A 26,264-nucleotide genomic window follows, 5' to 3' on the forward strand; every position below is an offset into this window, starting at 1 on the left:
GATGACAGACGTTCAACTCTGTGATCTTCACGTGATCTGCGCGGCATGAACTTGTGACAAGTGATCGTCTGCCGATACGTTCACCCATCAGCGCGGCGACCGGCTCCATCCGCCGCGCCGGCCCTGCTGTCGCTCGAAAGGCTTCTGCATGCTCTCCGGGAACGGTCGACACCGTCGCCCCCGTCAGGCCCCGGCGCTCCTCGTCGCGGCCGGAGTGACCGGCTCCGCCATCGCCATCCCGCTCCTCGGCGCGGCCAGCGCCAGCGCGGCCGACGGCGGCACGTGGGACAAGGTGGCCGAGTGCGAGAGCGGCGGCTCCTGGAGCGCGGACACCGGCAACGGCTACTACGGCGGCCTCCAGATCTCCCAGGAGGACTGGAACACGTACGGCGGCGGGCAGTACGCGGCCAGCCCCGACCAGGCCAGCCGCAACCAGCAGATCGCCGTCGCCGAGAAGATCCTCGCCGACAAGGGCACCACGCCGTGGGCCACCTGCGCCCTGCTGTCCGGCCTGACCACCGACTCGGGCTCCGTGGACGTCGACACGGGCGTCGGCGGCTCCGACGACGAGAGTGGTTCGGGCGGCTCGTCCGGATCGCCCGAGAAGTCCGGCACCTCCGGCGGCTCCGACACCTCCGAAGGGTCCGGCACGTCCGGTTCGCCGGATTCGCCGTCCTCCACCGGTACCGGATCCGACGCCGACTCCGGCTCCGGCGCCGGTTCCTCCACGGACCCGGCGACCACGCCGGGCGGCAAGCCGGGCAAGGACGCCGGTACGGACACCGGCTCCACGGGGACCAACACCCCCAAGTCCGACAAGTCCACCACGCCGGGCACCGGGGACTCCCAGGGGGCCGACAGCTCTCCCACGGCCACCCCGGACGCCGGCGTGGAGAACAACCCGCAGCAGGCCGCCGGTTCCTGGAGCCTGGTCGACACCGGCGCCCTCGGTGGCGGACGCCACCGCGGGGCGAGCGCGGACGAAAGCGTGACAAACGGTCAGAACCCCAACTCTTCGGGTCGGCACGCATCGCGCGGAACGGACACGTACACCGTCCGTCAGGGCGACTCCCTCGCCTCCATCGCCGACTCCCTTGACGTCGACGGCGGGTGGCGCGCGCTCTACGCGGACAACAAGAAGGCCATCGGGTCCGACCCGAACCGCATCACCGCCGGTCAGACACTGGACGTCGTGGGTGAAACGGGCGCGAAGTAGCGGTAGTTGACGCCCCACTTAACGCCGTAATGTCCGGTTTGGCGAAAGTGTGGGATGAGTCTCAGAAGCCCTGATCGTCTTTGAAATTCCGCGCGGCGCGTGTCTACGGTCAAGGCCGCTCGTCACCGCGAGCCCCGGCATCCGCAACGCCGAATCCTGCCAGCGGTTGCCCGGGAACAGTCGTCGCGTCAAGCGCCGTAGGCAGGAGCGGGGGACCCAAGGTAAGTGCCGGGACCAGCAGTTGAGGCTGGAACCGGCTGGGGGTGAAGCCGCGACTTCCGCGCAAGCGGGAGCGCGGCCGGGCAACTCAACCGGCCCGAACCCGACAGCTCACCTCGCAGGCGTCGGTGAGGGGATCGATCCATGCTGTTTACCGGCAAGGGCAAGCACCGCCGTCCGTCCAAGGCCACCCGCGTCCTCGCGCTCGCCGGTGTCACCGGCGCGGCCGTCGCCGCCCCGCTGATGGCGGCCGGCAACGCCTCCGCCGCCACCTCCGCCGAGTGGGACAAGGTCGCCCAGTGCGAGTCCGGCGGCAACTGGTCCATCAACACCGGCAACGGCTACTACGGCGGTCTGCAGTTCTCCGCCTCCACCTGGGCCGCGTACGGCGGCACGCAGTACGCCGCCACCGCCGACAAGGCGAGCAAGTCGCAGCAGATCGCCGTCGCCGAGAAGGTCCTCGCCGCGCAGGGCAAGGGCGCCTGGCCGGTCTGCGGCACGGGCCTGTCCAGCACCCCGTACAACGGCTCCGCCCCGAGCGCCCCCTCGGCCTCGACCAGCACCACCACCCGCTCCACCGACGAGCAGTCCGCCTCCCGCTCCACCACGCGGACGGCCCCGTCGGCGGGCAAGACCGTCACCACCCCGACCGGCAAGAAGGTCAAGAAGGGCGACGGCGAGTACAAGGTCGTCGCGGGTGACACCCTCAGCACCATCGCCGAGAAGCACGGCGTCAAGGGCGGCTGGGAGAAGCTGTTCGAGCTGAACAAGGACATCGTCGAGGACGCGAACCTCATCTACCCGGGCCAGCAGCTCCACCTGAAGTAAGCGGGCAGGCCCCCACGGCCTCCGTGCAGGCCCCCACGGCCTCCGTGCAGGCCCCCCGGACCCCGTGCGGGCCACCCCCCGTCCCCACGGGCCCCCCGCCCCGGTGCGTGTTCCCCCGTACGCACCGGGGCGGGGTTTTTTCTGCCCGGAGTGCCCCGCCCCCCTTTGTTTCGGGCAGAAACAAAAGGTACCGTCGGCATGTCCACGGGACGGTCGGTCGGTGGCCGACGCCCCCGGGACGGTTAGGCTCTAGGCGCAAGGCACACCAGCCCCGCACTTCCAGCGTCACATCCAAGAAGGAGATGCTCGTGCCGTCCATCGACGTCGTCGTAGCCCGGGAAATCCTGGACTCCCGAGGCAACCCCACGGTCGAGGTCGAGGTCGGCCTCGACGACGGCAGCACGGGTCGTGCCGCCGTTCCGTCCGGCGCCTCGACCGGCGCCTTCGAGGCCATCGAGCTGCGCGACGGTGACCCGAACCGCTACCAGGGCAAGGGCGTCGAGAAGGCCGTCCTCGCCGTCATCGAGCAGATCGGCCCGGAGCTGGTCGGCTACGACGCCACCGAGCAGCGCCTGATCGACCAGGCCATGTTCGACCTGGACGCCACCGACAACAAGGGCTCGCTCGGCGCCAACGCCATCCTCGGCGTCTCGCTCGCCGTCGCCCACGCCGCCTCCGAGGCCAGCGACCTGCCCCTCTTCCGCTACCTGGGCGGCCCGAACGCGCACCTGCTCCCGGTGCCGATGATGAACATCCTGAACGGCGGCTCGCACGCCGACTCCAACGTGGACATCCAGGAGTTCATGATCGCCCCGATCGGCGCGGAGTCCTTCTCCGAGGCCCTGCGCTGGGGCACCGAGGTCTACCACACCCTGAAGAAGGTCCTGAAGAACAAGGGCCTGTCCACCGGCCTCGGCGACGAGGGCGGCTTCGCCCCGAACCTCGGCTCCAACCGTGAGGCCCTCGACCTCATCCTGGAGGCGATCAAGGAGGCCGGCTACACCCCCGGCGAGCAGATCGCCCTCGCCCTCGACGTCGCCGCGTCCGAGTTCTACAAGGACGGCTCGTACGTCTTCGAGGGCAAGAACCGCACGGCCGCCGAGATGACCGAGTACTACGCCGAGCTGGTCGAGGCGTACCCGCTGGTCTCCATCGAGGACCCGCTGTTCGAGGACGACTGGGAGGGCTGGAAGACCATCACCGCCCAGCTCGGTGACAAGGTCCAGCTCGTCGGCGACGACCTGTTCGTCACCAACCCCGAGCGCCTGGCCAAGGGCATCGAGGAGGGCGCCGCCAACGCCCTGCTGGTCAAGGTCAACCAGATCGGCTCGCTGACCGAGACCCTGGACGCCGTCGAGCTGGCCCAGCGCAACGGCTTCAAGTGCATGATGTCCCACCGCTCCGGCGAGACCGAGGACGTCACCATCGCCGACCTGGCCGTCGCCACCAACTGCGGCCAGATCAAGACCGGCGCCCCGGCCCGCTCCGAGCGCGTCGCCAAGTACAACCAGCTGCTGCGCATCGAGGAGATCCTCGACGACGCCGCGGTGTACGCCGGCCGCAGCGCCTTCCCGCGGTTCCGCTCTGCGAACCAGTAGGCACAGCAAGGGCTGAGCCAACCTGGGCTAAGCCTTAGCCAGTCGTACGTACGTCCCCGTACCCGGTCCCGTACCGTGTCCGGGGACGTACGCGCGTGTGTGAACGGGAGGCGGGGAAGATGGCAGTGAAGGACCGTGACCGGTTCTCCACCGCGACCAGGCTGCGGCTGCTCGGCGAGCAGACGGCCGCCCGGGTCTACCGCTCCCAGACCAAGCGGCAGGCCCGCCGCTCGCGGCTCACCGGCCGCGCGGCGCTGCTCGCGCTGGTGCTCTGCTCCCTGGTCGTCGCCCTCGCCTACCCGATGCGGCAGTACGTCTCCCAGCGCGCGGAGATCGCCGACCTCCAGCGGCAGCGGGAGCAGGCCCGCCAGCGGGTCGAGCAGCTGCGCGACCTGAAGGCGCGCTGGCAGGACGACGCCTACGCCGAGCAGCAGATCCGCCGCCGGCTGCACTACGTGAGGCCGGGCGAGACCGGGTACGTGGTCATCGACCCGGGCGCGGCCAGGAAGTCCCGCGCCGACCTCGGGGCCGCCCACCGGCCCTGGTACGCGAACGTCTGGGACGGCGTCGACAAGTCCGACGCCTCCGACCAGTGACCGGTCCGCCGGGCCGGTAACCGACAGAAAGCCACCCTGAAAGCAGTCATGGAAACGCCTCCGCCGCCCACTCCGCGCACCGAGCCCACCGACGCGGACGTAGAGGCCTTCAAGCAGCAGCTGGGCCGCCCGCCGCGGGGCCTGAGGGCCATCGCGCACCGCTGCCCGTGCGGTCAGCCGGACGTCGTGGAGACGGCGCCGCGCCTGCCCGACGGCACGCCCTTCCCGACGCTGTACTACCTGACGTGCCCGAAGGCGTCCTCCGCCATCGGCACGCTGGAGGCGAACGGCGTGATGAAGGAGATGACCGAGCGGCTGCAGCGCGATCCCGAGCTGGCCGCCGCCTACCGGGCCGCGCACGAGGACTACATCCGGCGCCGCGACGAGATCGAGGTCCTGCGGGGCTTCCCGAGCGCGGGCGGCATGCCGGACCGGGTGAAGTGCCTGCACGTGCTCGTCGCCCACTCCCTGGCCGCCGGCCCGGGCGTGAACCCGCTCGGCGACGAGGCCCTGGCGATGCTGCCGGAGTGGTGGCGCAAGGGCGCGTGCGTGACGTCCGACGAGACCGAGGGGGACCGGCAGTGACCCGCGTCGCCGCCGTCGACTGCGGCACCAACTCCATCCGTCTGCTGGTCGCCGACGCCGACCCGGAGACGGGCGAACTGACCGAGCTGGACCGCCGGATGACCATCGTGCGGCTCGGCCAGGGCGTCGACCGCACCGGCCGGCTCGCCCCCGAGGCGCTGGAGCGCACCTTCGCGGCCTGCCGTGAGTACGCGGCCGTGATCAAGGAGTACGGCGCCGAGCGGCTCCGCTTCGTCGCCACCTCCGCCTCCCGCGACGCCGAGAACCGGGACGACTTCGTGCGCGGTGTGCTGGACATCCTCGGGGTCGAGCCGGAGGTCATCACCGGCGACCAGGAGGCCGAGTTCTCCTTCACCGGCGCCACGAAGGAACTCACCGGCCGTACCGACCTGGCCCGGCCCTACCTGGTCGTGGACATCGGCGGCGGCTCCACCGAGTTCGTCGTCGGCGACGACCACGTGCGCGCCGCCCGGTCGGTGGACGTCGGCTGCGTGCGGATGACCGAGCGGCACCTGGTGCACGAGGGAAAGGTGAGCGACCCGCCCACCGAGGAGCAGATCGCCGCCATGAGGGCCGACATCGAGGCCGCCCTGGACCTCGCCGAGCGGACGGTCCCGCTGCGCGAGGCGCACACCCTGGTGGGCCTCGCCGGTTCCGTCACCACGGTGTCCGCGATCGCCCAGGAGCTGCCCGAGTACGACTCCGCGCGCATCCACCACTCCCGGGTCTCCCGGGACCGGGTCCGCGAGATCACCGAGTGGCTGCTGCACTCCACGCACGCCGAGCGCGCCGCGGTCCCGTCCATGCACCCGGGCCGGGTCGACGTCATCGGCGCGGGTGCCCTCGTCCTGCTCGCGATCATGGAGCGGATCGGGGCGGAGGAGGTCGTGGTGAGCGAGCACGACATCCTCGACGGCATCGCCTGGTCGGTGGCGTAGCTCTCTTTTGTTACTCGCTGGTAGTCAACTGCTGAGCAGGTTGGATACCGTTTGAGCGGCGTCCGGGGCCCCCTTGAGGGGCCCTTGGTCATGTCGGCGCGGAAAAGTTCGTGAAGTTCTTCACAAGGAATTCCCTCCCGCCGGACCCCGGAATGGGGCCCATGGGCCCTTCCGGGGGGTCAAGAGCCGGTTGAACATGTTCAGATGAAGGGCGCGGGAGGGGCCCGGAGGGGGTTGTTCCGGGGGTGTCACGACGCCCTCACGGTCACCCCGGCGACCCGGAGAGGCAGCTCACGCGGCCTTGACAACGGGGCGAAGCGCCCCGCGGTTCCCCCTCGCCCGCATGACCTGCGTCACGCGGGCCGCGGAGTTTAACACAGGGCCTGTCAGACCTTGTGAAGGGGCGCACGAGCGACCCCCCGATGGCGGGTGGATACTCGATGGCATGAGCACCACGGAGCGTCCCAGGATCCTCGTAGTAGGCGGTGGGTACGTAGGCCTGTACGCAGCTCGGCGCATTCTCAAGAAGATGCGCTACGGCGAGGCGACCGTCACGGTCGTCGACCCCCGGTCGTACATGACCTACCAGCCCTTCCTCCCCGAAGCCGCCGCCGGCAACATCTCCCCTCGCCACGTCGTCGTCCCGCTGCGACGCGTGCTGCCGAAGGCGGAGGTCCTCACCGGCCGGGTCACCACCATCGACCAGGACCGCAAGGTCGCCACGATCGCCCCGCTGGTGGGCGAGGCGTACGAGCTGCCCTTCGACTACCTGGTCATCGCGATGGGCGCGGTCTCCCGCACCTTCCCGATCCCCGGCCTCGCCGAGCAGGGCATCGGCATGAAGGGCATCGAGGAGTCCATCGGCCTGCGCAACCACGTGCTGGAGCAGCTGGACAAGGCCGACTCCACGAACGACGAGGAGATCCGCCGCAAGGCGCTCACCTTCGTCTTCATCGGCGGTGGCTTCGCGGGCGCGGAGACCATCGGCGAGGTCGAGGACATGGCCCGGGACGCCGCCAAGTACTACAAGAACGTGTCCCGCGAGGACATGCGCTTCATCCTGGTCGACGCCGCCGACAAGATCCTGCCCGAGGTCGGCCCCAAGCTCGGCCAGTACGGCAAGGAGCACCTGGAGAGCCGGGGCGTGGAGATCTACCTCTCCACCTCGATGGACTCCTGCGTCGACGGTCACGTGGTGCTGAAGAACGGCCTCGAGGTCGACGCCAACACGATCGTGTGGACGGCCGGCGTCAAGCCGAACCCGGCCCTCGCCCGCTTCGGTCTGCCGCTCGGCCCGCGCGGCCACGTCGACTGCGAGCCCACGCTCCAGGTCAAGGGCACCGACTACATCTGGGCCGCCGGTGACAACGCGCAGGTCCCGGACCTCGTCGGCCGCAAGGCGGGCAACGAGAACGCCTGGTGCCCGCCGAACGCCCAGCACGCGCTGCGCCAGGCCCGCGTCCTCGGCGACAACGTGGTCTCCGGTATGCGGGGCTTCCCGCAGAAGGAGTACGAGCACGCCAACAAGGGTGCGGTCGCCGGTCTCGGCCTGCACAAGGGCGTGGCGATGATCGTCATGGGCAAGATGAAGATCAAGCTCAAGGGCCGCCTCGCCTGGTACATGCACCGTGGCTACCACGGTCTGGCGATGCCGACCTGGAACCGCAAGATCCGCGTCTTCGCCGACTGGACCCTCGGCATGTTCCTCAAGCGCGAGGTCGTGTCGCTGGGCGCCATGGAGAACCCCCGCGAGGAGTTCTACGAGGCCGCCAAGCCGGCGCCGGTCGCCGCGAGCAAGTCCGAGGAGAAGGCCAAGGCCTCCTGACCTCCGGTCCACCAGCACAGCCCGAAGGGGCCGCCTGCCATCCGTGGTGCGGGCGGCCCCTTCGGGCTGTGCGCGGTCCTTCACCGCGGGTCCTCGCGTCGGTCAGACGGAGCGCGGGGCCTCGCTGGACCGGTCGGCGCGGTCGGCGGACTGCCCGGCGTGGTTGTCCGGCACCTTGACGCTGTCCAGGGCGCGCTGGTGGTCGCGGTCCATCTGGTCCAGGTGGCCGTCCATGGAGAGAGTGACCACGGTGACCAGGTACTTGCCCTGGTCGATGAGGTGGATGTGGCCCTGGGTGCCGTCGGGTGCCGTCAGCTCCGCACTGAGTTCGCGGTGGCCGTCCGCGGTGACGCCCTCCTTGACATCGGTGCTGCGCAGCACGTCGTCGGAGGACTTGGAGTCGGTGTTGTAGCCGTCCACGGCTGCCTTGAGGCTGCCCTTGAGGTCCCAGGGAGCGGACGGATCCGTGCCGGGCACGTCGTCCACGCCGAAGCCCATGGCCCCGTACGGGGTCTGCACCACGTAGGAGCGGCTGTTCACCCCGTTCTCGGTCGCCTTGTCCGCCTGGGCCTTGCCCGGAAGCTGGACCGAGATGCCGCTCGGGGAGTCGGTGGTCTGCGTCCACTGCGCGGCGGCCTCGGCGACGGCCGCGGTCTGCGGCGCCGGGGCGGCGAACGCGGTGCCGGGCAGCAGCACGCCGCCGGTGATCACCGTGGTGGAGGCGGCGAGGAGGGTGAGGCGCTGGAAGCGGGAGAGACGGGTCATCGGGATGCACATCCTTGGAAGAGGGGAAGTGGGGATGTCTCCATTAGGGCCCGGCGCCCGGGGGTGGGTCATGCCCCGGCTTCCCGTGACACGCGAACTCGGGACTTGACCCGGGAGGGCGTACGGCGCACACTTCCGCGCCCCCGCGCGTCCGCCCCCGCCGCACGGGTGATGGGGCGGCGGAGTGCCGGGCGACATGGCCGCGGAGTGTCGGCATCCGCACACGGAGGGGAATGACCACGCCGTAGGCGATCGTTTTCCGGTAGACGGTGTGAGACGTCTCAAGACGGAGGTGTGCGCCATGGCCGACGCCGCGCGGCGGCTGAGGAGTCTTGCCGAGCAGATGCTGGGAGCCCCGCTCCCGGTGCGCTTGAAAGCCTGGGACGGATCACAGGACGGGCCGCCGGACGCGCCGGCGCTCGTCGTGCGCAACCGCCGCGCCCTGCGCCGCATGCTGTTCAAACCGGGCGAGCTGGGCCTCGCCCGCGCCTGGGTCTCCGGGGACCTGGAGATCGAGGGCGACCTCTACACCACCCTCGACGTGATGGCGGGCCTCGTCTGGGAGCGCGGCGAGGACGCCCCCGGCCTCGTCCAGGCCATGCGCGACCCCGGTGTCCGGGCCGCCGCCCGCGAGCTGCTGAAACTGGCCGGCCCGCCGATCCCGCCCGCCCCGCCGCGCGAGGAGATCCGCAGGCCCCGCCGGAACCTGCACACGCGCCGCACGGACAGGCGGGCCATCAGCCATCACTACGACGTCGGCAACGACTTCTACGAGCTCGTCCTCGGCCCGTCCATGGTGTACTCCTGTGCCTACTGGGAGGACGCCGGGACCCTGGAGACCGCCCAGCGCGACAAGCTCGAACTCGTCTGCGCCAAGCTGGGCCTGAGGGAGGGTCAGCGGCTGCTGGACGTCGGCTGCGGCTGGGGCTCCATGGCCATCCACGCGGCCCGCGAGTACGGCGTGAGCGTCGTCGGCGTCACGCTGTCCCAGGAGCAGGCGGCGTACGCCCGTAAGCGGGTCGCCGACGAGGGGCTGACCGACCGGGTGGAGATCAGGGTCCAGGACTACCGGGACGTCACGGACGGCCCCTTCGACGCGATCTCCTCCATCGGCATGGCCGAACACGTGGGCGCCGAACGGTACCTGGAGTACGCCCGCCGGCTGCACGAGCTGCTGAAGCCCGGCGGCCGGCTGCTCAACCACCAGATCGCCCGCCGCCCGCAGCGCGACGAGTCGGCGTACGAGGTCGACCCGTTCATCGACTCCTACGTCTTCCCGGACGGCGAACTCGCCCCCATCGGCACCACCGTCACCCAGCTGGAACGGGCCGGCTTCGAGGTCCGGGACGTCGAGTCCATCCGCGAGCACTACGCCCGCACCCTGCGCCGCTGGGTCGAAAACCTGGAGTCCGACTTCGGCCGCGCGGTCCGGCTCACCAGCCCCGGCCGGGCCCGGGTCTGGCGGCTGTACATGGCCGCCTCCGCGCTCGCCTTCGAACGCAACCGCATCGGCGTCAACCAGGTCCTCGCGGTCCGCACCCCCGAGTCCGGTGCCTCCGGCCTCCCGCTGCGCCCGCGCACCTGGCACGGCTGAGCAGCGGTAGGGCTGCCAGGGCCACGGCAGAAGGGAGCCCCTTCCCGAGGGGCCCCCTTCACCGTCGTACGACCGTCTCCTCGGCCCTACTCGGCCCTGCTCAGCCCTACTCGGCCTTGATGGCCGTCAGCATGTTCAGCCGGGCCGCGCGGCGGGCCGGCCACAGCGCGGCCAGGACGCCGACCGTGCCCGCCAGCAGCAGGAACACCGTCATCCGGCCCCAGGGCAGCACCAGCTCGTACGTCGGCATCTTGGTGCCCAGCAGCTCGCCGGCCGCCCAGCCGAAGAACACGCCCAGGCCGATGCCCAGCACCCCGCCGAACAGGGAGATCACCAGGGACTCCAGGCGGACCATCCGCTTGACCGCCCGGCGGTCCAGGCCGATCGCGCGGAGCATGCCGATCTCCTGCGCCCGCTCGAAGACGGACATGGCCAGCGTGTTGATGACACCGAGCACGGCGACGATCACCGCCATGCCGAGCAGGCCGTAGACCATGTTCAGTATCAGGGTGAACATCTTCGCGATCTCGTTCGAGATGTCCTGCTTGTCCTGGACCTTGATCGCCGGGTTGGAGCCGAGGGTCTTCTCCAGCCTGTCCTTGGCCGCGTCGGAGGCGCCGCCCGCGGTCTTGACCATGACCTGCATGTCGGCCGGGTCGGCCAGGTGCGGGGTGAGCACCTTGTTGTCGAGGATGATCCCGTTGAACATGTCGTTGCCCTCGTAGACCCCCGCGACCGTCAGCCGCCGCGCCTTGCCGTCCTCGAAGTGCGCGGTGAAGCGCGAACCGGCCTTCCAGCCGTACGCCTTGGCCCGGTCCTCGTCCACGACGACCCGCGTGCCGCCCACGGTGAAGGAGCCGTCGGTCACCTTCAGGTCGGTCAGCTTGCCGATGGCCGCGCCGTCGACGCCGGTCAGCCACTCCGTGTCGCCGTCGATGCGGGACTCGCCGTTGCGCAGCGGGCTGCTGTCGGTGACCCCGTCGGCGGCGGCGAGCTTCTTCTCCACCTCGGGGGAGAGCGGACCGCGGTTGGCCATCGAGACGACGTAGTCGGCGCGGATCGCGGAGCTGGCCATCTTGTCGATGGACGTCTGCAGGCTGCCCGCCATCACCGTCATGCCGGTGATCAGGGTCAGGCCGATCATCAGCGCGGAGGCGGTGGCCGCGGTACGGCGCGGGTTGCGCACCGAGTTCTGGCGGGCCAGCCTGCCCGACACCCCGAAGGCGCGCAGCAGCGGCGCGGCGGCGGCGATCAGCGGGCGGGACAGCAGCGGGGTCAGGATGAACACGCCGATGATCAGCAGGACGGCGCCGATGCCCATCGGGCCCTGGGCCGCGTCCGCGTCCATCGAGGTGGCCGCGAGGACCACCGCGATGCCGGCTGCCGCGAACAGCGCGCCCAGCGTGTTGCGCAGCACCAGCGACCTGGTGGTGGCCTTGGCGTGGACGCTGCTCATCGCCGCGACCGGCGGTGTCTTCGCGGCCCGGCGGGCGGGCAGCCAGGCGGCCAGCATGGTGATGAGGATGCCGACCGCGAGGGCGGTGACCACCGTGCCGGGGCTGATCACCAGCGGCCCGTCGGGCACGGTCTCGCCGAGCGAGCTGAGCAGGGAGCGCAGGCCCGCGCCGATGCCGACACCGGCGGCCAGACCGGCCGCACCGGCGACCGCGCCGACCGCGAACGCCTCGATGAGCACCGAGCGGGTGACCTGGCGGCGGGAGGCGCCGACCGCCCGCAGCAGGGCCAGTTCGCGGGTGCGCTGGGCGACCAGCATGGTGAAGGTGTTGGCGATGATGAACGTGCCGACGAACAGGGCGATGCCGGCGAACACCAGCAGCATCTGCTTCAGGCCGCTCATGGACGAGGAGATCATCTGGGCCTGGTCGTCGGCGAGCTGCTCGCCGGTGGTGGTGTCCACCAGCTTCGCGGGCAGGGCCTTGTCCAGCTCGGCCTTGAGCGCCGCCTGGCTGGTGCCGGGCGCGGCCTGCACGTCGATCTCGTCGTACGTGCCCTTCTTGCCGAACAGGGTCTGCGCGGTCGCGGTGTCGAACAGGGTGAGGCTGCCGCCCGCGGCCACGTTGCCGTCGTCGGTGGTGAAGATGCCGCTGATGGTGGGCGTCAGGACCGGGCCGTCGACGGAGAGGCGCACGGTGTCGCCGACCTGGTAGCCGGTCCGCTTCGCGGTCGCGGAGTCGATCGCCACCTCGTGCCCGTTGCGCGGGGCATGGCCGCTGACCAGCGGGTAACGGGGGTCCTTGGCACCCCAGTAGTTGCCGCCGGCGGACTGCCAGTCGCCGCCGACGAGCTTGCCGTCCTTGTCGGCGACGGCGGTGAAGCCGGTGACGACACCGGTGGCGGAGGCGGCGCCGGGGACCTTGGCGGCCTTGTCGAGCAGGGCCCGGGTCAACTGGGGCGTCCTGCCGACCTTGTTGCCCTCGGAGTCCTGGTACTCGGGCTGTACGGCGACGTCGACCCGGTCGAAGCCCTTGGCGGAACTCTTCTGGTAGGCGTCGGAGATGGTGTTGGTGAAGACCAGCGTCCCGGAGACGAACGCGACGCCGAGCATGACGGCGAGCACGGTCATCAGGAGCCGGGCCTTGTGCGCGAAGACGTTGCGCAGGGCGGTGCGGAACATCAGCTGGTACGGCCCTTCGCGTCGAACTCGGGGGTCTGGGGGTTCCCCCCAGGAAGATGGCGCATGAGGTCGAGGACGGAGTCGGCGGTGGGGCCGTACATCTCGTCGACGATGCGCCCGTCGGCCAGGAAGATCACCCGGTCGGCATAGGCGGCCGCGACCGGGTCGTGCGTGACCATGACGACGGTCTGGCCCAGCTCGCGCACGGAGTTGCGCAGGAAGCCGAGGACCTCGGCGCCGGAGCGGGAGTCCAGGTTTCCGGTCGGCTCGTCACCGAAGATGATCTCGGGCCGGGAGGCGAGGGCACGGGCGACGGCGACACGCTGCTGCTGGCCGCCGGAGAGCTGGGAGGGCCGGTGGCCGAGCCGTCCGGACAGTCCGACCATCTGGATGACCTGGTCCAGCCACGCCTTGTCCGGCTTCCGGCCGGCGATGTCCATCGGCAGGGTGATGTTCTCCAGGGCGGTCAGCGTGGGCAGCAGGTTGAACGCCTGGAAGATGAAGCCGATCTTGTCCCGGCGCAGCTTGGTGAGCTGCTTGTCCTTCAGCGACCCCAGCTCGGTGTCGCCGATCCTGACGGATCCGGAGGAGAAGGTGTCCAGACCGGCGACGCAGTGCATCAGCGTGGACTTGCCGGAACCGGACGGGCCCATGATCGCGGTGAACTCGGCCTGCCGGAAGTCGACGGAGACCCGGTCCAAGGCGACCACCCGGGTCTCACCCTGCCCGTAGATCTTCGACAGCTCCGTGGCGCGTGCGGCCACGGCGGTGGTCCGGCCGGCGGTGGGTGTGGTGGTCACGGGAGGGCGCTCCTGTCGGTACGACGTCTGTTCGTTGGGGACCGATCCATCGTCCCGGCGCGGAGCACGCGTGTAGTCAGTCGCTGTTCCGGTTCCGGAGGGCGACTCGGGTCGGACGGAGCGGCCCGGTGTCATACCTGGGGAGGACGGGCGACCCTGACTCCCGTCGTGCAGAGAACAGGTGGAACGCCCTCGTTCGGACGGTGAAATTCCGTCATTTCACGTACGCGCGCAAAGCCCTCACGTCACGCTATTGGCAAGTGCGGATGGCGCGTTCCGGCGGCTGATGCACCCTCAGACGTCAATAAAATAAGACAACATCGGTCCACCCTTCCGCTGTTCGGGGGATGGCTCCCGATAGGCTCGAACCTCGAAGCGGAGCCCATGGCCTGCCCGGATGGTGGAATGCAGACACGGCGAGCTTAAACCTCGCTGCCCCTTCGCGGGCGTGCCGGTTCAAGTCCGGCTCCGGGCACCTTCCTCCCCTCGTCCTTCCTCATTCCTTCCCGATCCGCCGCACGACCGTTGACAGCGGGCCCGTGTGGTCGGAGACTCACGCCCGAACGTCAGTGAAAGAAATTTCACTCTACGAACACCGGCGGGGTCGGTGGCGGAGAAGGGGACGGGCGATGCGTACCACCGTGGGGATCATCGGGGCGGGGCCCGCCGGGCTGTTGCTCGCGCGGTTGCTGTACCGGGCCGGGGTCGAGTCGGTCGTGCTGGAGAGCCGGGACCGGGGCTATGTCGAGCAGCGGCAGCGGGCCGGGATCCTGGAGCAGGGGACCGTCGATGTGCTGCGAGCCGTGAGGGCCGGGGAGCGGATGGAGCGGGAGGGGATGCGGCACGACGGCATCGAGCTCCGGTTCGGGAGGCGTCGGCACCGTGTCGACTTTCCCGCGCTCACCGGCGGGCGGTCCGTGACCGTCTACGCCCAGACCGAGGTCTGCAAGGACCTGATCGCGTTCCAGGTGCGGGAGGGCGGGACGCTGTTGTTCGGGGCCGAGGCGCTCGCGGTGGAGGGGGCGGAGGGAGAGCGGGTGCGGGTCCCCTTTCGGTACCGGGGGAGCGAGGACGTGCTGGAGTGCGAGTACGTCGTGGGCTGTGACGGGTTCTGGGGGGTGGCCCGCAAGGCGTTCCCGAGCGAGGTGTCCCGGGTGTTCGAGCGGGCCTACCCCTACGCCTGGCTCGGCATCCTCGCCGACGTCGCCCCCTCGCACGACGAACTCATCTACGCCCGCCACGAGCGCGGCTTCGCCCTGCTGTCGATGCGGTCGCCCGCCGTCTCCCGGCTCTATCTCCAGGTGCCCGCGGGGACGAAGGCCGAGGAGTGGGACGACGAGGCGATCTGGGACGAGCTGGAGCGGCGGTTCGAGACGGACGACGGCTGGCGGCTGGAGCGCGGGCCCGTCACCCAGAAGTCGGTCACGCCCATGCGCTCCTTCGTGCACGAGCCGATGCGGCACGGCCGGCTCTTCCTCGCCGGCGACGCCGCCCACATCGTGCCGCCCACCGGTGCCAAGGGGCTGAACCTCGCCGTCGGCGACGTCGTCACCCTCGCCCGGGCCCTCGTCCACGAGAAGGAGACCGGCTCCCCGGACCTCCTCGACGCCTACTCCGCCACCTGTCTGCGCCGGGTCTGGCAGGCCGAGCGGTTCTCCCACGACATGACGACCCTGCTGCACCGCGCCCCGGACGCCACCGCCTTCGACGCCCGCCTCCAGCTGGCCCGGCTGGAGCGGATCACCTCCTCCCGGGCGGCCGAGACCGATCTGGCCGAGGCGTACACAGGGTTTCCGCTCGGTTAGCCGTCCGTCCGTGGCCGGGAATCAGGCCTGCGCGTAGCGTGTTGCGCAGCATGGCAGGGGAAAGATCCGGAGAGGGAAGATCCTACTCAAGTATCATGGTCGATCCTTTGCCAATCCATTACTCTTGAGCCAAGGCTGCGCTCGGCAGCCATGGAGGAGTGAAATGAGGAGCAGCAACCCGGTCTTCTCGCGACGGGGGTTCAGCCGCGACAACGGCTACGCCGGCTTCAACACCGCACCGCAGGCCGGGTACGCACAGGGCAACCCCTACGCGCAGAACCCCTACGCACAGAATCCGTACGCCCAGAACCCGTACGCGCAGGGTGACGTCCAGTACGGCGCCCCGCCGCAGGCCCCGGCCACCACCGACCGGATGACCATGGACGACGTCGTCGTCCGCTCGGCCATCACGCTCGGCACGGTCGCCGTCGGCGCCGTCCTCGCCTGGGCGCTGCTGCCGGTCTCGGGCACCAGCTACGGCCTGGCCGTCGGCGCCGCGCTCATCGCGTTCGTCCTGGCGATGGTCCAGAGCTTCAAGCGCACCCCGTCCCCCGCGCTGATCCTCGGGTACGCCGCCTTCGAGGGCGTCTTCCTCGGCGTCTTCAGCGAGATGTTCAACAGCCGGTGGAGCGGCGCGCCCTTCCAGGCGGTGCTCGGCACCATGGCGGTCTCCGGTGCCACCCTGCTGGTCTACAAGGCCGGCTGGATCCGCGTCACCGCGCGCTACGCCCGCATCGGTATCGCCATCGCGATCGCCTTCATGGTGGTCATGGCGATCAACCTGCTGCTGGTCGCCTTCGGCGTCGCCGAGGACGGCGGACTGCGCAGCTTCGGGCCGCTCGGCGCGGTCGTCGGCATCATCGCGATCCTGCTCGGCGCGTTCTTCCTGACCCTCGACTTCAAGCAGATCGAGGACGGCATCGCCTACGGCGCCCCGCGCAAGGAGTCCTGGCTCGCCGCGTTCGGCCTCACCATGACCCTGGTGTGGATCTACGTGGAGATGCTGCGGCTGGTGGCGATCTTCAGCAGCAACGACTAGCGCGCGAGCGCCGGTCACCGGCAGGGCCCCGGGCGATCCGCCCGGGGCCCTGTGCCGTTCAGAGCAGCTTGCGCGCCGCCCTCCTCAGGTCGTACTCGTGCACGATCGCCTTGGCGTGGCCGTACGCCAGGTCGTACTCGTGCCGGAGCCAGCTGACCTTCTCCTCGAAGCGGAAGAGTGCCGGGCCTTCTTCGACGGTGCGCAGCCAGTCGGAGATCTCACGACCGGTGCAGTGCGGGATGCGGGCGAGCAGATTGCGGTGGGTCTCCTCGGAGAAGACGTGGGACATCGGCGCCTCCGAACGCAAAGGGGATGTAAGCCGGTCCTTCACGTCACCGTGCCTGAGCGTTCGCGTATTGGCAACAGTGCGGCGCGTTACGCTCGGCGGGTGGTTGATACGACGCCCTTGACCCAAGCAGTGGATCACTTCGCCGACCGGTTGCGGGCGGCGCCGCAGAGCCGGCTCCAACGAGGCGCTGCCGCCGAGGCCTTGGCCGTGGCCCGGGAACTCTCCCGGCGGGCCCAGCTGATGGAAGAGCCGGAGCGCGAGCCCCGGGAGATGCCGGACGCCGGTATGTTCGCCGCCGCCGATCAGATCCTCGTCGCCGCGCACGACCTCGCGGTCGTGCTGCGCAGTGAGGACCAGGTCGCCGAGGCCGTGCGGTTGGTGGAGGAGGCGCGGCAGCGGGCGGGGGTCTGAGTGCGCTGCCCTACAGGGAGGCGATGACGCGGTCCGCCAGGATGTAGACCATCTCCTCGCCGCACGCGAACGTCAGCGTGTACGCGCCCGAGATGCCCGAACCGCCCAGGAGGTACGGGGTCTCGCCCGACTCCAGGGCCGCCGCCAGCTGTTCCGCCGTCTCGCGGTGGCCGGGGGTCATGCACAGGGTGGTGCCGTCGGCGAAGACGTAGACGTCGAGGGTGCCGAGCGGGCCGGGGCGGACGTCGGAGAGTTCGACGCGGTCGGCGGCCAGCTCCTCCAGGGTGGTCACCGTGCGCTCGTGGTCGTTCACGGCCGGCGACTGCACCGGGACGAAGTCGGGGTGCGAGGGGTGCCGACGGCGGGCCGCGGCCAGTTCGGGTGACTCGCCCCCGGAGACCCCGGAGGTCCCGGACGCCCCGGAGGGGGTGCCCCCGGCGAAGTCGTCGGCGTCGACGCCCGGCTCGGACACCGGCTCCAGCGGCTCCAGGCCCACGAAGTCCGCCTGCCGGGGCAGGAAGACGTCGACCTCGGGCAGGCCGTACAGCGAGGGGGTGTCGGAGGCGTCACGGGCCTCCTGCGCCGCCCAGAAGGCACGGGCCTCGGCCAGCTCGCGCTCCCGCTCCTCGGCGAGCGCCGCGGCCACGGCCGCGCGTATCTGCTCGGCGTCGGCGGTGCCACGGGCGTTCGGCAGCAGGGCGCGCGTCGTGGCCGCCTGGTCAGCGGCGAGCTGCCGCTGCAGCTCGGTGAGCTGGCGGCGCAGCTTCCAGACGGTGCGCAGGACGGCGACGCCCACGGCGCCGGTGGCTGCCGTGGTGAGCAGCAGGGCGATAGGCATGGCGCTCACTGACGTACTCCTGGTTCAAAGTCGACCCCCGACTTCCTACATCAGCTTGAAGGGCGGACTATCCAGCTGTCAGTGCGTAACGTCACGAAACGGACAGGACTGTGGGTTCGTGCTGTCGCCGTACGCCCTGCCGACCCGCGCTGACCTGCACCGATGTGCAGGGCGAGCGAGATAGGTCACATCCTGGGGGAGATTGGATCACGAAAAGGCCCAGAACCGTGGTGTTTCCCGGGTTCCGGGCCCTTCTGCGACGTACCGTGCGTGGCTCGCTACGGACGGTGGGTCAGCTGAGGCGCTCGATGACCATCGCCATGCCCTGGCCGCCGCCGACGCACATCGTCTCCAGGCCGAACTGCTTGTCGTGCCACTGGAGCGAGTTGATGAGGGTGCCGGTGATGCGGGCGCCCGTCATGCCGAAGGGGTGGCCGACGGCGATGGCGCCACCGTTGACGTTCAGCTTGTCGATGTCGATGCCGAGGTCCCGGTACGACGGGATCACCTGGGCGGCGAAGGCCTCGTTGATCTCGACCAGGTCGATGTCGTCGATGGTCAGACCGGCGCGCTGGAGGGCCTGCTTGCTCGCCTCGACCGGGCCGAGGCCCATGATCTCGGGGGAGAGGCCGGAGACACCGGTGGAGACGATCCGGGCGAGCGGGGTCAGGCCCAGCTCGCGGGCCTTGGTGTCGGACATGATGACGAGCGCGGCGGCGCCGTCGTTGAGCGGGCAGCAGTTGCCGGCGGTGACGAGCCCGTCCGGGCGGAAGACCGGCTTCAGACCCTGCACGGCCTCCAGGGTGACGCCGGCGCGCGGGCCGTCGTCCTTGCTGACCACCGTGCCGTCGGGCAGCGTGACCGGGGTGATCTCGCGCTCCCAGAAGCCGTTCTTGATGGCTTCCTCGGCGAGGTTCTGCGAGCGGACGCCGAACTCGTCCATCTCCTGGCGGGTGACGCCCTTGGCGCGGGCCAGGTTCTCGGCGGTCTGGCCCATGGCGATGTACGGGTCGGGCAGCAGGCCGTCCTCGCGCGGGTCGTGCCAGGTCGTGCCCTCCTGCTGGGCGACGGACTCGGTGCGGGCCTGCGCCTCGGCGAACAGCGGGTTGTAGGTGCCCGGCATGTCGGAGCTGCCGTTGCGGTAGCTGGAGACCATCTCGACACCGGCCGAGATGAAGACGTCGCCCTCGCCGGCCTTGATGGCGTGCAGCGCCATGCGGGAGGTCTGCAGGGAGGACGAGCAGTACCGGGTGATCGTGCAGCCCGGCAGGTGGTCCATGCCCATCTGTACGGCGACGATCCGGCCGAGGTTGTGGCCCTGCTCGCCGCCGGGGAGGCCGCAGCCGAGCATCAGGTCGTCGATCTCCCGGGGGTCCAGCTCGGGGATCTTGGCGAGCGCGGCCTGGATGATCGTGGCGGTGAGGTCGTCGGGGCGCAGGTCCTTCAGGGAGCCCTTGTTCGCGCGGCCGATGGGGGAGCGGGCGGTCGAGACGATGACGGCTTCGGGCATCACGGCTCCAGTGGAAGGGGGTTGGGCAGGGCTGGTTGGGAAGTTACCCGTACGTATGGCCCAGGTCACCGGTGTGGCGGTGTGACACTGACCGCAATTGTCTAAGCGCTTGCTTGGCTCCGGCCGCCGTGGGGAGCGCGGTCAGAGCGGCCGGGTGGCCGGCTCCGCCTCGGGTACCCGCCGCCGGCGCCTGCGCTTCAGCAACGCCCACGGTCCCCGCGGGCCCGTCGGCATCGCCGCCGTCACCTCCGTGCCCGCCTCCGACGCGGCCTCCGCCGCCGCCCGCGCCACCGGCAGGAAGCCCTCGCGGCGCGACACGTCCGGCCGCTCCTCCTCCGCCGGCCACAGACCCAGCGCGGCGCACACCGTCGGGAGGACCGCCATCGCCGCGGTCGCGTAGCCCTCGGCCGAGGGGTGGTAGTTGTCCGGCCCGAACAATTCCCGCGGGTTCGCCTCGAACTCGGGGCCGAGCAGGTCGCCCAGCGACACCGTGCGCCCGCCCTGCTCCACCACCCCGATCGTCTGCGCCGCCGCCAGTTGCCGGGACGCCCGCCGGGCCAGCCACCGCAGCGGCTGCTGCACCGGCTCGATCGTGCCGAGGTCGGGACAGGTGCCGACCACCACCTCCGCACCGGCCGTGCGCAGCCGTCGTACCGCCGCCGACAGGTGCCGTACCGAGCGGGTCGGCGGCATCCGGTGGGTCACGTCGTTCGCCCCGATCATGATCACGCAGATGTCCGGGACGGGGGTGGGAGAGGACAGGACGAGGGCCACCTGGCGGTCCAGGTCGTCGGACTGGGCCCCGGGCACCGCCACGTTCCGCAGCTCCACCGGGCGTTCGGCCACCGCCGCGAGACCGGAGGCCAGCAGCGCCCCCGGGGTCTGCCCCGCCCGGTGCACGCCCTGCCCCGCCGCCGTGGAGTCGCCGAGCATGGTCAGGCGGAGGGGCTGCTCGCCGGGGATGTCGTACGCGTGGCCGTACACCCCGTCGGCCACCGGAACCCGGCCGCCGCTGCCGTTGCCCACATGGCGCCGCGCGAGCCGTACCTCCGCCAGCACCAGCCCGACGACGGCCGCGCCGACCAGTCCGACCCCGCCCCCGCCGTACGCCGCCCCGGCCGCGATGCGCCGGGCCACCCGCGCCCTCGACATGCTCGTCATGCGTCGCCGCCACCTCCTCGTAGCCGTACACACTCCTTGCCCCGTACGGACCGTGCGTCAATCTCAACCGGGAGTGAACGACCTCCCCCGCCGCACGCGGGGCCGTAGGCTGGCGGCACCACTACGAACACTTCTTTTGCAGCGACCGGAGACAACGGTGCAGTTCCACGACTCGATGATCAGCCTCGTCGGCAACACCCCGCTGGTGAAGCTCAACAGCGTGACCAAGGGAATCCAGGCGACCGTCCTGGCGAAGGTGGAGTACTTCAACCCCGGCGGATCGGTGAAGGACCGTATCGCCCTGCGCATGATCGAGGCCGCCGAGCAGAGCGGCGAGCTGAAGCCGGGCGGCACGATCGTCGAGCCGACCAGTGGCAACACCGGTGTGGGGCTTGCCATCGTGGCCCAGCAGAAGGGCTACAAGTGCATCTTCGTCTGCCCCGACAAGGTGAGCACCGACAAGATCAACGTGCTGCGCGCGTACGGCGCCGAGGTCGTCGTGTGCCCGACCGCCGTGGCGCCGGAGCACCCGGACTCCTACTACAACGTGTCCGACCGGCTCGTCCGTGAGACCCCGGGCGCCTGGAAGCCCGACCAGTACTCCAACCCCAACAACCCGCTCTCGCACTACCACTCGACCGGCCCCGAGCTGTGGGAGCAGACCGAGGGGAAGATCACCCACTTCGTGGCGGGCGTCGGCACCGGCGGCACCATCTCCGGCACCGGCCGCTACCTGAAGGAGGCCAGCCAGGGGAAGGTCAAGGTCATCGGCGCCGACCCCGAGGGCTCGGTGTACTCCGGCGGCTCCGGCCGGCCGTACCTGGTCGAGGGCGTGGGCGAGGACTTCTGGCCGACCGCCTACGACCGCACCGTGGCGGACGAGATCGTCGCCGTCTCCGACAAGGACTCCTTCCAGATGACCCGCCGGCTGGCCAAGGAGGAGGGCCTGCTGGTGGGCGGCTCCTGCGGCATGGCCGTCGTGGCCGCGCTGAAGGTCGCCGAACGGCTCGGCCCGGACGACGTCGTGGTGGTGCTCCTGCCGGACAGCGGCCGCGGTTACCTCAGCAAGATCTTCAACGACGAGTGGATGGCCGACTACGGCTTCCTGGAGGACGAGGGCCCGAGTGCCCGCGTCGCCGACGTGCTGAACGACAAGGCGGGCGGCACCATCCCGTCCCTGGTGCACATGCATCCGGACGAAACCGTCGGCCAGGCCATCGAGGTGCTGCGCGAGTACGGCGTCTCGCAGATGCCCGTCGTCAAGCCGGGCGCCGGCCACCCGGACGTCATGGCCGCCGAGGTCGTCGGCTCGGTCGTGGAACGGGAGCTGCTCGACGCCCTGTTCAGCAAGCGGGCCTCGCTGGAGGACCCGCTGGAGAAGCACATGTGCCCCCCGCTGCCGCAGGTCGGCTCCGGTGAGCCGGTCGGCGACCTGATGCAGGTGCTGGGCTCGGCGGACGCGGCGATCGTCCTGGTCGAGGGCAAGCCCACCGGTGTGATCAGCCGTCAGGACCTGCTGGCCTTCCTCGCCAAGGGCGGCAACAAGTAGCCGACTTGGGGCGAGGCGCGGGGTTCGCGGAAGGTGTACGAGCGTGTCACGTGCACGCAGCACCGGCTTAACACGGGTCCGGCACATTAGTGGGTGTCGGCAGGGAGGGAGCGGCTCCCCTCCCCGGCCGGCGCCGAACGGCGCCAAGGACCTCCGGAGCGGCTCCCGGACCTCCAAGGACGCCACGGACGCGGGGGCCCGGTTCTGACCCGGCCCGCGTCCCTCGCGGGGACCGCCGTCGTCCCGCCCCCCGGCAACGGGGGTGCGGCGGTCCCCGCGCAATTCCTCTCAGCGAGCGGTGCTCGATTCCCAACTGCCCAGCAGGGCGAGCCGTTCCGCCGTCTCCGAGCCCGGCTCCGGTGTGTACACCACGATCGTCTGGTCCGGGTCCGCCGGGACGGTCAGGGTCTCGTACGGCAGGGTCAGCAGGCCCGCGACCGGGTGCCGTACCTTTTTCACGCCGTACGCGCACTCCTTGACCTCGTGGTCCGCCCACAGCCGGCGGAAGTCCTCGCTCTTCAGGGAGAGTTCGCCGACCAGTGCGCACAGGCCCGGGTCGTCGGCGTACCGGCCCGCGTTGAGGCGCAGGTGGGAGACCGTCTGCGCGGCCACGGCGGCCCACTCGGGGTAGAGGTCCCGGGCGGCGGGGTCGAGGAAGACCTGCCGGGGCATGTTCCGTTCGGCCGCTGCCAGGCGGCTGAAGCCGTTCACCGCGTCGCCGAGCGCGTTCCAGGCCAGCACCTCCATACGGCGGCCGATCACGAACGCCGGGTTGCGCTCCATGCCGTCGAGGAGGATCTGGACGCCGGGGCGGACGCGGGGCGCGGCGGGCGCGGGGTTGCGCCGGCGCCGGCGGGGGCGGGCCACCGTACGCAGGTAGGTGTGCTCGGTCTCGTCCAGCCGCAGCACCCGCGCGACCGCGTCCAGGACGGCGTCCGACACGCTCGTGCCCCGGCCCTGTTCCAGCCGGATGTAGTAGTCGACGCTCACGCCCGCGAGCTGGGCCACCTCCTCGCGGCGCAGGCCCGGCACCCGGCGCCGCCCGTACGCGGGCAGCCCGACCTCCTCCGGCCGGATGCGGGCGCGGCGTGAGCGCAGGAAGTCGCCCACCTCTGCTTCGGTCCAGTCCCCGTCCATGGGCCCGATCGTAGGGGAGCGGGCCGGTGCCATCCTGGTACTGGCAGACCCAGGAAAAGCACATCCCTGGGTACGACGGCCGGCCGCGGTGAGAGTGGTGTCAGCCGCCGGGGAGCCGCCCCGGCGAGCGCTACCGAGGGGACACCATGTCGTACGAGAACCTGTCCGGCCGTACCGCCGTCGTCACCGGAGCCGCCAGCGGGATCGGCGAGGCCGTCGCCCTGCAACTGGCCGCGGAGGGCGCCCGGGTGGCGCTGCTCGCCCGGCGCGCGGACCGGCTCCAGGCGCTGGTGGAGAAGATCCGGGCGGAGGGCGGCGAGGCGCTCGCGGTGGCCGCCGACGTCACCGACGACGGCTCCGTGGAGGCTGCCCGGGACCGGATCCACGAGGCGTTCGGCGCCGTCGACCTCGTCGTCAACAACGCCGGCGTCATGCTGCCGAACCCGGTCGAGGAAGGCCGGATCGAGGAGTGGCAGCGGATGCTCGACACCAACGTCACCGGGGTGCTGCGGATGATCCGCGCCTTCACCGCCGACCTGCTGGCCGCCGCGGCCCAGGGACGCACCGCCGACCTGGTGAACATCTCCTCCATCGGCGCCCACGTCACCTTCCCCAACTACGCGGTGTACGGGGCGACCAAGGCGGCCGTCACCTATCTGTCGCAGTCGCTGCGCGGCGAGCTGGGCCCGCGGGACGTCCGGGTCACCAACATCGAGCCGGGGCTGACGGAGACCGAGCTGAAGACGCACGTCGGCAGCGCGGAGCTGTCCGGGCAGCTGGAGGAGATGTTCGGGGCGATCGGCGGGCTCTCCGCGGCGGAGGTCGCCGACGTCGTCGCCTACGCCACCAGCCGGCCCCGGCACGTCAACCTGCGCCAGATCATGGTGCTGCCGACCCGGCAGGCGTGACGTCCCGGGGCGGTCACGTGACGTCCGGGGGCGGTCACGTGACGTCCGGGGGCGGTCAGTCGTCCGCTGCGGAACGGTCGCGGCCGGCGAACAGCTCCGGGTTGAGCCGCACCGCCTGGACCGCGTTGACGCCGACGATGCCGATCCAGGTGACCACCATCCCGGTGAGCCCGGCGAAGGCGCCGGCGATCGCGGACAGCGGGATCGCCAGGACCAGCGTGATCAGGGCGAAGCCGTAGCGCTCGGTCCAGGAGTCGGCCGGCGCCGGGCGCCGGGTCTCGCGGGCCGTCGCCATCTGCCGTTCGGCCAGCTGCCTGCGCACCCGGCGGTCCACCGCGTCGTCGATCCGCTGCCCGGCCTTCTCCAGGAAGGACTCCACCAGGGCGGAGTCGTAGTCGTCGCCCAGCTCCCGGCGGACCCGCACGGTCGCGTCCAGGTCCTTCCGGAGGTCGGGGTCCGTCCTGAGATCGGCGTCCCGCGGATCGAGTGTGCTCATACCGGTCAGCCTAGGGAGCGGTCCGCTCCGCCGCACTGGGGCTAACCCCCCGGTCGGGGCCCGGGAGGGTCTCCGCGTTCCCGCGCGCGACCAGCCAGTACAGCAGCGCGGGTACGGCCAGGCCGACGATCCAGGAGATGTCCGCGCCGCCCAGCGGGTCCACCAGCGGGCCGGTGTAGAAGCCCGTGGCGAGGAACGGGAGCTGGGCGAGGAGTCCGGCCGCGTAGACGGCGAGGGCGTCCCAGCGCCAGGAGCCGTAGCGGCCATCGGGGTCGGCGAGGGCCTCGAGGTCGTACCGCTCCCTGGAGATCAGGTAGTAGTCGACCAGGTTGATCGCCGACCAGGGCGTGAAGAACGTCAGCAGGAACAGCAGGAACTCCTTGAAGGAGGACAGGAAGCCGTCCTTGCCCAGCAGGGCCACCGCGGTGCCGGCGACCATCACCAGCCCGATGTACGCCGCACGGCCCGCCCGGGACAGCCGCCGCTGCCCGCGGAAGCCGCTCACGCTCGTCACCATCGACATGAAACCGCCGTAGGTGTTGAGGACGTTGACGGTGAGCTTGCCGAGCGCGATGACGAAGGAGAAGAACGACGCGGCCAGGCCGGTGCCGCCGAGGGCGACGACATAACCGACCTGGCTGTCCAGGAACTTCTCGCCGGCCGTGGCCGCGACCAGCACCCCGAAGGTCATGGACCACTGGCTGCCCAGGGCCGAGCCGGACAGCGTCCACCAGAAGGTGGCCTTCGTGGACGTCGTACGCGGCAGATAGCGCGAGTAGTCCGCCACGTACGGCCCGAACGCCAGCTGCCAGGACGCCGACAGGGACATCGCCAGCAGGAACACCGGCAGCGAGAAGTGCGCGTCGTGCAGCAGCGCGGAGGCGTCGGCGCGGTCCAGGAGGCGTACGGCGAGATAGACGAAGGCGAGCGCGCAGATGAAGCTCGCGACGCGGCCGAGGGCATGGATGACCCGGTAGCCGACGGTCGCCGTGACCGCCGTGACGGCCGCGAAGACGATGATCCCGGTGGTGTCGTTCGTGTGCGTCAGCTCGCCCACCGCCTGCCCGGCGAGCACACTGCCGGACGCGAAGAAGCCGACGTACATGACGATCACCAGCAGCAGCGGTACGACCGCCCCGCGCACCCCGAACTGGGCCCGCGACTGGATCATCTGCGGCAGGCCGAGGCGCGGGCCCTGCGCGGAGTGCAGGGCCATCACGGCGCCGCCGAGCAGGTTGCCGAGCAGCAGGCCGACGACCGACCAGACCACGTCCCCGCCGAAGACGACCGCCAAGGCGCCCGTGACGACGGCCGTGATCTGCAGGTTGGCGCCGAGCCAGAGCGTGAACTGACTGAACGCCGTGCCGTGCCGTTCCTCGTCCGGGACGACGTCGATGGAGCGCAGTTCCACGAGCTGTGCCATGCGTACTCCCCACGCTGGGCTGTATAACGGTATGCAGCGACACACTGTCTGAATAGACGGCCGGTGTTTGTCAATGCCTCGGCGCTGTACTCTCCCGGG

General features: G+C 70.8%; 23 protein-coding genes, 1 tRNA gene and 1 riboswitch. Of the genes, 14 read left to right on the forward strand and 10 right to left on the reverse strand.

Going from position 1 to position 26,264, the window contains the following annotated elements:
* Positions 1-148 precede the first annotated feature (148 nt).
* The 7 genes from ACZ4U1_RS11115 to ACZ4U1_RS11145 all read left to right on the forward strand — a co-directional run bounded on the left by ACZ4U1_RS11115 (position 149) and on the right by ACZ4U1_RS11145 (position 7,805).
* On the forward strand, positions 149-1,216 hold the full coding sequence (locus tag ACZ4U1_RS11115; RefSeq protein ID WP_467902118.1) for a transglycosylase family protein: 1,068 nt from the start codon (positions 149-151) through the stop codon (positions 1,214-1,216).
* Positions 1,217-1,399: 183 nt separating this feature from the next.
* Positions 1,400-1,575, forward strand: a riboswitch (cyclic di-AMP (ydaO/yuaA leader).
* A gap of 4 nt (positions 1,576-1,579) precedes the next feature.
* On the forward strand, positions 1,580-2,263 hold the full coding sequence (locus tag ACZ4U1_RS11120) for a transglycosylase family protein (protein WP_467902119.1): 684 nt from the start codon (positions 1,580-1,582) through the stop codon (positions 2,261-2,263).
* A 308-nt stretch (positions 2,264-2,571) separates the two neighbouring features.
* Positions 2,572-3,861, forward strand: a complete 1,290-nt coding sequence (eno, locus tag ACZ4U1_RS11125) for a phosphopyruvate hydratase (protein WP_467902121.1) — start codon at positions 2,572-2,574, stop codon at positions 3,859-3,861.
* Positions 3,862-3,980: 119 nt separating this feature from the next.
* Positions 3,981-4,457, forward strand: coding sequence for an FtsB family cell division protein (locus ACZ4U1_RS11130; protein ID WP_467902123.1), 477 nt, complete (start codon positions 3,981-3,983; stop codon positions 4,455-4,457).
* A 48-nt stretch (positions 4,458-4,505) separates the two neighbouring features.
* On the forward strand, positions 4,506-5,042 hold the full coding sequence (locus ACZ4U1_RS11135) for a DUF501 domain-containing protein (protein WP_467902124.1): 537 nt from the start codon (positions 4,506-4,508) through the stop codon (positions 5,040-5,042).
* Positions 5,039-5,980 (forward strand): Ppx/GppA phosphatase family protein, encoded by a 942-nt coding sequence (locus ACZ4U1_RS11140; protein ID WP_467902126.1) that lies wholly within the window; start codon positions 5,039-5,041, stop codon positions 5,978-5,980. Before ACZ4U1_RS11135 ends, ACZ4U1_RS11140 begins: the two co-directional genes overlap by 4 nt.
* Before the next feature lie 445 nt (positions 5,981-6,425).
* A complete protein-coding gene (locus ACZ4U1_RS11145) occupies positions 6,426-7,805 on the forward strand; it encodes an NAD(P)/FAD-dependent oxidoreductase (RefSeq protein WP_467902128.1) in 1,380 nt (459 codons plus the stop codon).
* Positions 7,806-7,907: 102 nt separating this feature from the next.
* On the opposite strand, the gene ACZ4U1_RS11150 is transcribed toward ACZ4U1_RS11145, so the two are convergent.
* Positions 7,908-8,570, reverse strand: a complete 663-nt coding sequence (locus ACZ4U1_RS11150) for a hypothetical protein (RefSeq protein WP_467902130.1) — start codon at positions 8,568-8,570, stop codon at positions 7,908-7,910.
* 301 nt (positions 8,571-8,871) lie between these two features.
* On the opposite strand from ACZ4U1_RS11150, the gene ACZ4U1_RS11155 reads away from it, so the two are divergent.
* The gene (locus ACZ4U1_RS11155; protein ID WP_467902282.1) at positions 8,872-10,164 is read left to right on the forward strand and encodes a class I SAM-dependent methyltransferase; all 1,293 of its coding nucleotides are present in this window, start codon (positions 8,872-8,874) and stop codon (positions 10,162-10,164) included.
* Between the two features lie 106 nt (positions 10,165-10,270).
* Here the strand turns inward: ACZ4U1_RS11155 and ACZ4U1_RS11160 are convergent, their stop codons facing one another.
* A complete protein-coding gene (locus ACZ4U1_RS11160; protein WP_467902132.1) occupies positions 10,271-12,799 on the reverse strand; it encodes an ABC transporter permease in 2,529 nt (842 codons plus the stop codon).
* A complete protein-coding gene (locus tag ACZ4U1_RS11165; RefSeq protein WP_467902134.1) occupies positions 12,799-13,599 on the reverse strand; it encodes an ABC transporter ATP-binding protein in 801 nt (266 codons plus the stop codon). Before ACZ4U1_RS11165 ends, ACZ4U1_RS11160 begins: the two co-directional genes overlap by 1 nt.
* A gap of 391 nt (positions 13,600-13,990) precedes the next feature.
* Here ACZ4U1_RS11165 and ACZ4U1_RS11170 point away from each other — a divergent pair.
* The 3 genes from ACZ4U1_RS11170 (at position 13,991) to ACZ4U1_RS11180 (ending at position 16,443) form a co-directional block, all read left to right on the forward strand.
* A tRNA-Leu gene (locus ACZ4U1_RS11170) sits at positions 13,991-14,074 on the forward strand.
* A gap of 154 nt (positions 14,075-14,228) precedes the next feature.
* Positions 14,229-15,404: a 4-hydroxybenzoate 3-monooxygenase gene (locus ACZ4U1_RS11175; RefSeq protein ID WP_467902136.1), complete on the forward strand. Its 1,176-nt coding sequence runs from the start codon at positions 14,229-14,231 to the stop codon at positions 15,402-15,404.
* Positions 15,405-15,567: 163 nt separating this feature from the next.
* Entirely contained in the window at positions 15,568-16,443 is an 876-nt protein-coding gene (locus ACZ4U1_RS11180) for a Bax inhibitor-1/YccA family protein (RefSeq protein WP_467902138.1), read from the forward strand.
* A 58-nt stretch (positions 16,444-16,501) separates the two neighbouring features.
* On the opposite strand, the gene ACZ4U1_RS11185 is transcribed toward ACZ4U1_RS11180, so the two are convergent.
* Positions 16,502-16,732, reverse strand: a complete 231-nt coding sequence (locus ACZ4U1_RS11185) for a DUF4287 domain-containing protein (protein WP_189294721.1) — start codon at positions 16,730-16,732, stop codon at positions 16,502-16,504.
* Positions 16,733-16,861: 129 nt separating this feature from the next.
* Here ACZ4U1_RS11185 and ACZ4U1_RS11190 point away from each other — a divergent pair, with 129 nt between their 5' ends.
* The gene (locus tag ACZ4U1_RS11190) at positions 16,862-17,143 is read left to right on the forward strand and encodes a hypothetical protein (protein ID WP_467902284.1); all 282 of its coding nucleotides are present in this window, start codon (positions 16,862-16,864) and stop codon (positions 17,141-17,143) included.
* Between the two features lie 10 nt (positions 17,144-17,153).
* Here the strand turns inward: ACZ4U1_RS11190 and ACZ4U1_RS11195 are convergent, their stop codons facing one another.
* The 3 genes from ACZ4U1_RS11195 to ACZ4U1_RS11205 form a co-directional block, all read right to left on the reverse strand.
* A complete protein-coding gene (locus ACZ4U1_RS11195; RefSeq protein ID WP_467902141.1) occupies positions 17,154-17,990 on the reverse strand; it encodes a hypothetical protein in 837 nt (278 codons plus the stop codon).
* Positions 17,991-18,273: 283 nt separating this feature from the next.
* The gene (locus ACZ4U1_RS11200) at positions 18,274-19,491 is read right to left on the reverse strand and encodes an acetyl-CoA C-acetyltransferase (RefSeq protein ID WP_467902143.1); all 1,218 of its coding nucleotides are present in this window, start codon (positions 19,489-19,491) and stop codon (positions 18,274-18,276) included.
* 141 nt (positions 19,492-19,632) lie between these two features.
* On the reverse strand, positions 19,633-20,652 hold the full coding sequence (locus ACZ4U1_RS11205) for an SGNH/GDSL hydrolase family protein (RefSeq protein WP_467902145.1): 1,020 nt from the start codon (positions 20,650-20,652) through the stop codon (positions 19,633-19,635).
* Between the two features lie 157 nt (positions 20,653-20,809).
* Here ACZ4U1_RS11205 and ACZ4U1_RS11210 point away from each other — a divergent pair, with 157 nt between their 5' ends.
* A complete protein-coding gene (locus ACZ4U1_RS11210; protein WP_467902147.1) occupies positions 20,810-22,201 on the forward strand; it encodes a cystathionine beta-synthase in 1,392 nt (463 codons plus the stop codon).
* A 288-nt stretch (positions 22,202-22,489) separates the two neighbouring features.
* Here the strand turns inward: ACZ4U1_RS11210 and ACZ4U1_RS11215 are convergent, their stop codons facing one another.
* On the reverse strand, positions 22,490-23,338 hold the full coding sequence (locus ACZ4U1_RS11215; protein WP_467902149.1) for a helix-turn-helix transcriptional regulator: 849 nt from the start codon (positions 23,336-23,338) through the stop codon (positions 22,490-22,492).
* A gap of 146 nt (positions 23,339-23,484) precedes the next feature.
* On the opposite strand from ACZ4U1_RS11215, the gene ACZ4U1_RS11220 reads away from it, so the two are divergent.
* Complete coding sequence (locus ACZ4U1_RS11220) at positions 23,485-24,246, forward strand: SDR family oxidoreductase (protein ID WP_467902150.1); 762 nt, start codon at positions 23,485-23,487, stop codon at positions 24,244-24,246.
* Positions 24,247-24,301: 55 nt separating this feature from the next.
* Here the strand turns inward: ACZ4U1_RS11220 and ACZ4U1_RS11225 are convergent, their stop codons facing one another.
* Together ACZ4U1_RS11225 and ACZ4U1_RS11230 are read right to left on the reverse strand one after the other, a co-directional pair.
* Positions 24,302-24,742 (reverse strand): hypothetical protein, encoded by a 441-nt coding sequence (locus ACZ4U1_RS11225; protein ID WP_467902152.1) that lies wholly within the window; start codon positions 24,740-24,742, stop codon positions 24,302-24,304.
* Positions 24,743-24,752: 10 nt separating this feature from the next.
* On the reverse strand, positions 24,753-26,165 hold the full coding sequence (locus ACZ4U1_RS11230) for a purine-cytosine permease family protein (RefSeq protein ID WP_467902154.1): 1,413 nt from the start codon (positions 26,163-26,165) through the stop codon (positions 24,753-24,755).
* Positions 26,166-26,264: the final 99 nt, after the last annotated feature.

It is taken from the genome of Streptomyces sp. NPDC028928 (assembly GCF_055564915.1).

Bases quoted from the DNA above. Each gene is read 5' to 3' on its own strand.
- ACZ4U1_RS11115 (WP_467902118.1), top strand. From the start codon at position 149: ATGCTCTCCGGGAACGGTCGACACCGTCGCCCCCGTCAGGCCCCGGCG.
- ACZ4U1_RS11120 (WP_467902119.1), top strand. From the start codon at position 1,580: ATGCTGTTTACCGGCAAGGGCAAGCACCGCCGTCCGTCCAAGGCCACC.
- ACZ4U1_RS11130 (WP_467902123.1), top strand. From the start codon at position 3,981: ATGGCAGTGAAGGACCGTGACCGGTTCTCCACCGCGACCAGGCTGCGG.
- ACZ4U1_RS11135 (WP_467902124.1), top strand. From the start codon at position 4,506: ATGGAAACGCCTCCGCCGCCCACTCCGCGCACCGAGCCCACCGACGCG.
- ACZ4U1_RS11145 (WP_467902128.1), top strand. From the start codon at position 6,426: ATGAGCACCACGGAGCGTCCCAGGATCCTCGTAGTAGGCGGTGGGTAC.
- ACZ4U1_RS11150 (WP_467902130.1), bottom strand. From the start codon at position 8,570: ATGACCCGTCTCTCCCGCTTCCAGCGCCTCACCCTCCTCGCCGCCTCC.
- ACZ4U1_RS11155 (WP_467902282.1), top strand. From the start codon at position 8,872: ATGGCCGACGCCGCGCGGCGGCTGAGGAGTCTTGCCGAGCAGATGCTG.
- ACZ4U1_RS11160 (WP_467902132.1), bottom strand. From the start codon at position 12,799: ATGTTCCGCACCGCCCTGCGCAACGTCTTCGCGCACAAGGCCCGGCTC.
- ACZ4U1_RS11175 (WP_467902136.1), top strand. From the start codon at position 14,229: ATGCGTACCACCGTGGGGATCATCGGGGCGGGGCCCGCCGGGCTGTTG.
- ACZ4U1_RS11180 (WP_467902138.1), top strand. From the start codon at position 15,568: ATGAGGAGCAGCAACCCGGTCTTCTCGCGACGGGGGTTCAGCCGCGAC.
- ACZ4U1_RS11185 (WP_189294721.1), bottom strand. From the start codon at position 16,732: ATGTCCCACGTCTTCTCCGAGGAGACCCACCGCAATCTGCTCGCCCGC.
- ACZ4U1_RS11200 (WP_467902143.1), bottom strand. From the start codon at position 19,491: ATGCCCGAAGCCGTCATCGTCTCGACCGCCCGCTCCCCCATCGGCCGC.
- ACZ4U1_RS11205 (WP_467902145.1), bottom strand. From the start codon at position 20,652: ATGACGAGCATGTCGAGGGCGCGGGTGGCCCGGCGCATCGCGGCCGGG.
- ACZ4U1_RS11215 (WP_467902149.1), bottom strand. From the start codon at position 23,338: ATGGACGGGGACTGGACCGAAGCAGAGGTGGGCGACTTCCTGCGCTCA.
- ACZ4U1_RS11220 (WP_467902150.1), top strand. From the start codon at position 23,485: ATGTCGTACGAGAACCTGTCCGGCCGTACCGCCGTCGTCACCGGAGCC.
- ACZ4U1_RS11225 (WP_467902152.1), bottom strand. From the start codon at position 24,742: ATGAGCACACTCGATCCGCGGGACGCCGATCTCAGGACGGACCCCGAC.
- ACZ4U1_RS11230 (WP_467902154.1), bottom strand. From the start codon at position 26,165: ATGGCACAGCTCGTGGAACTGCGCTCCATCGACGTCGTCCCGGACGAG.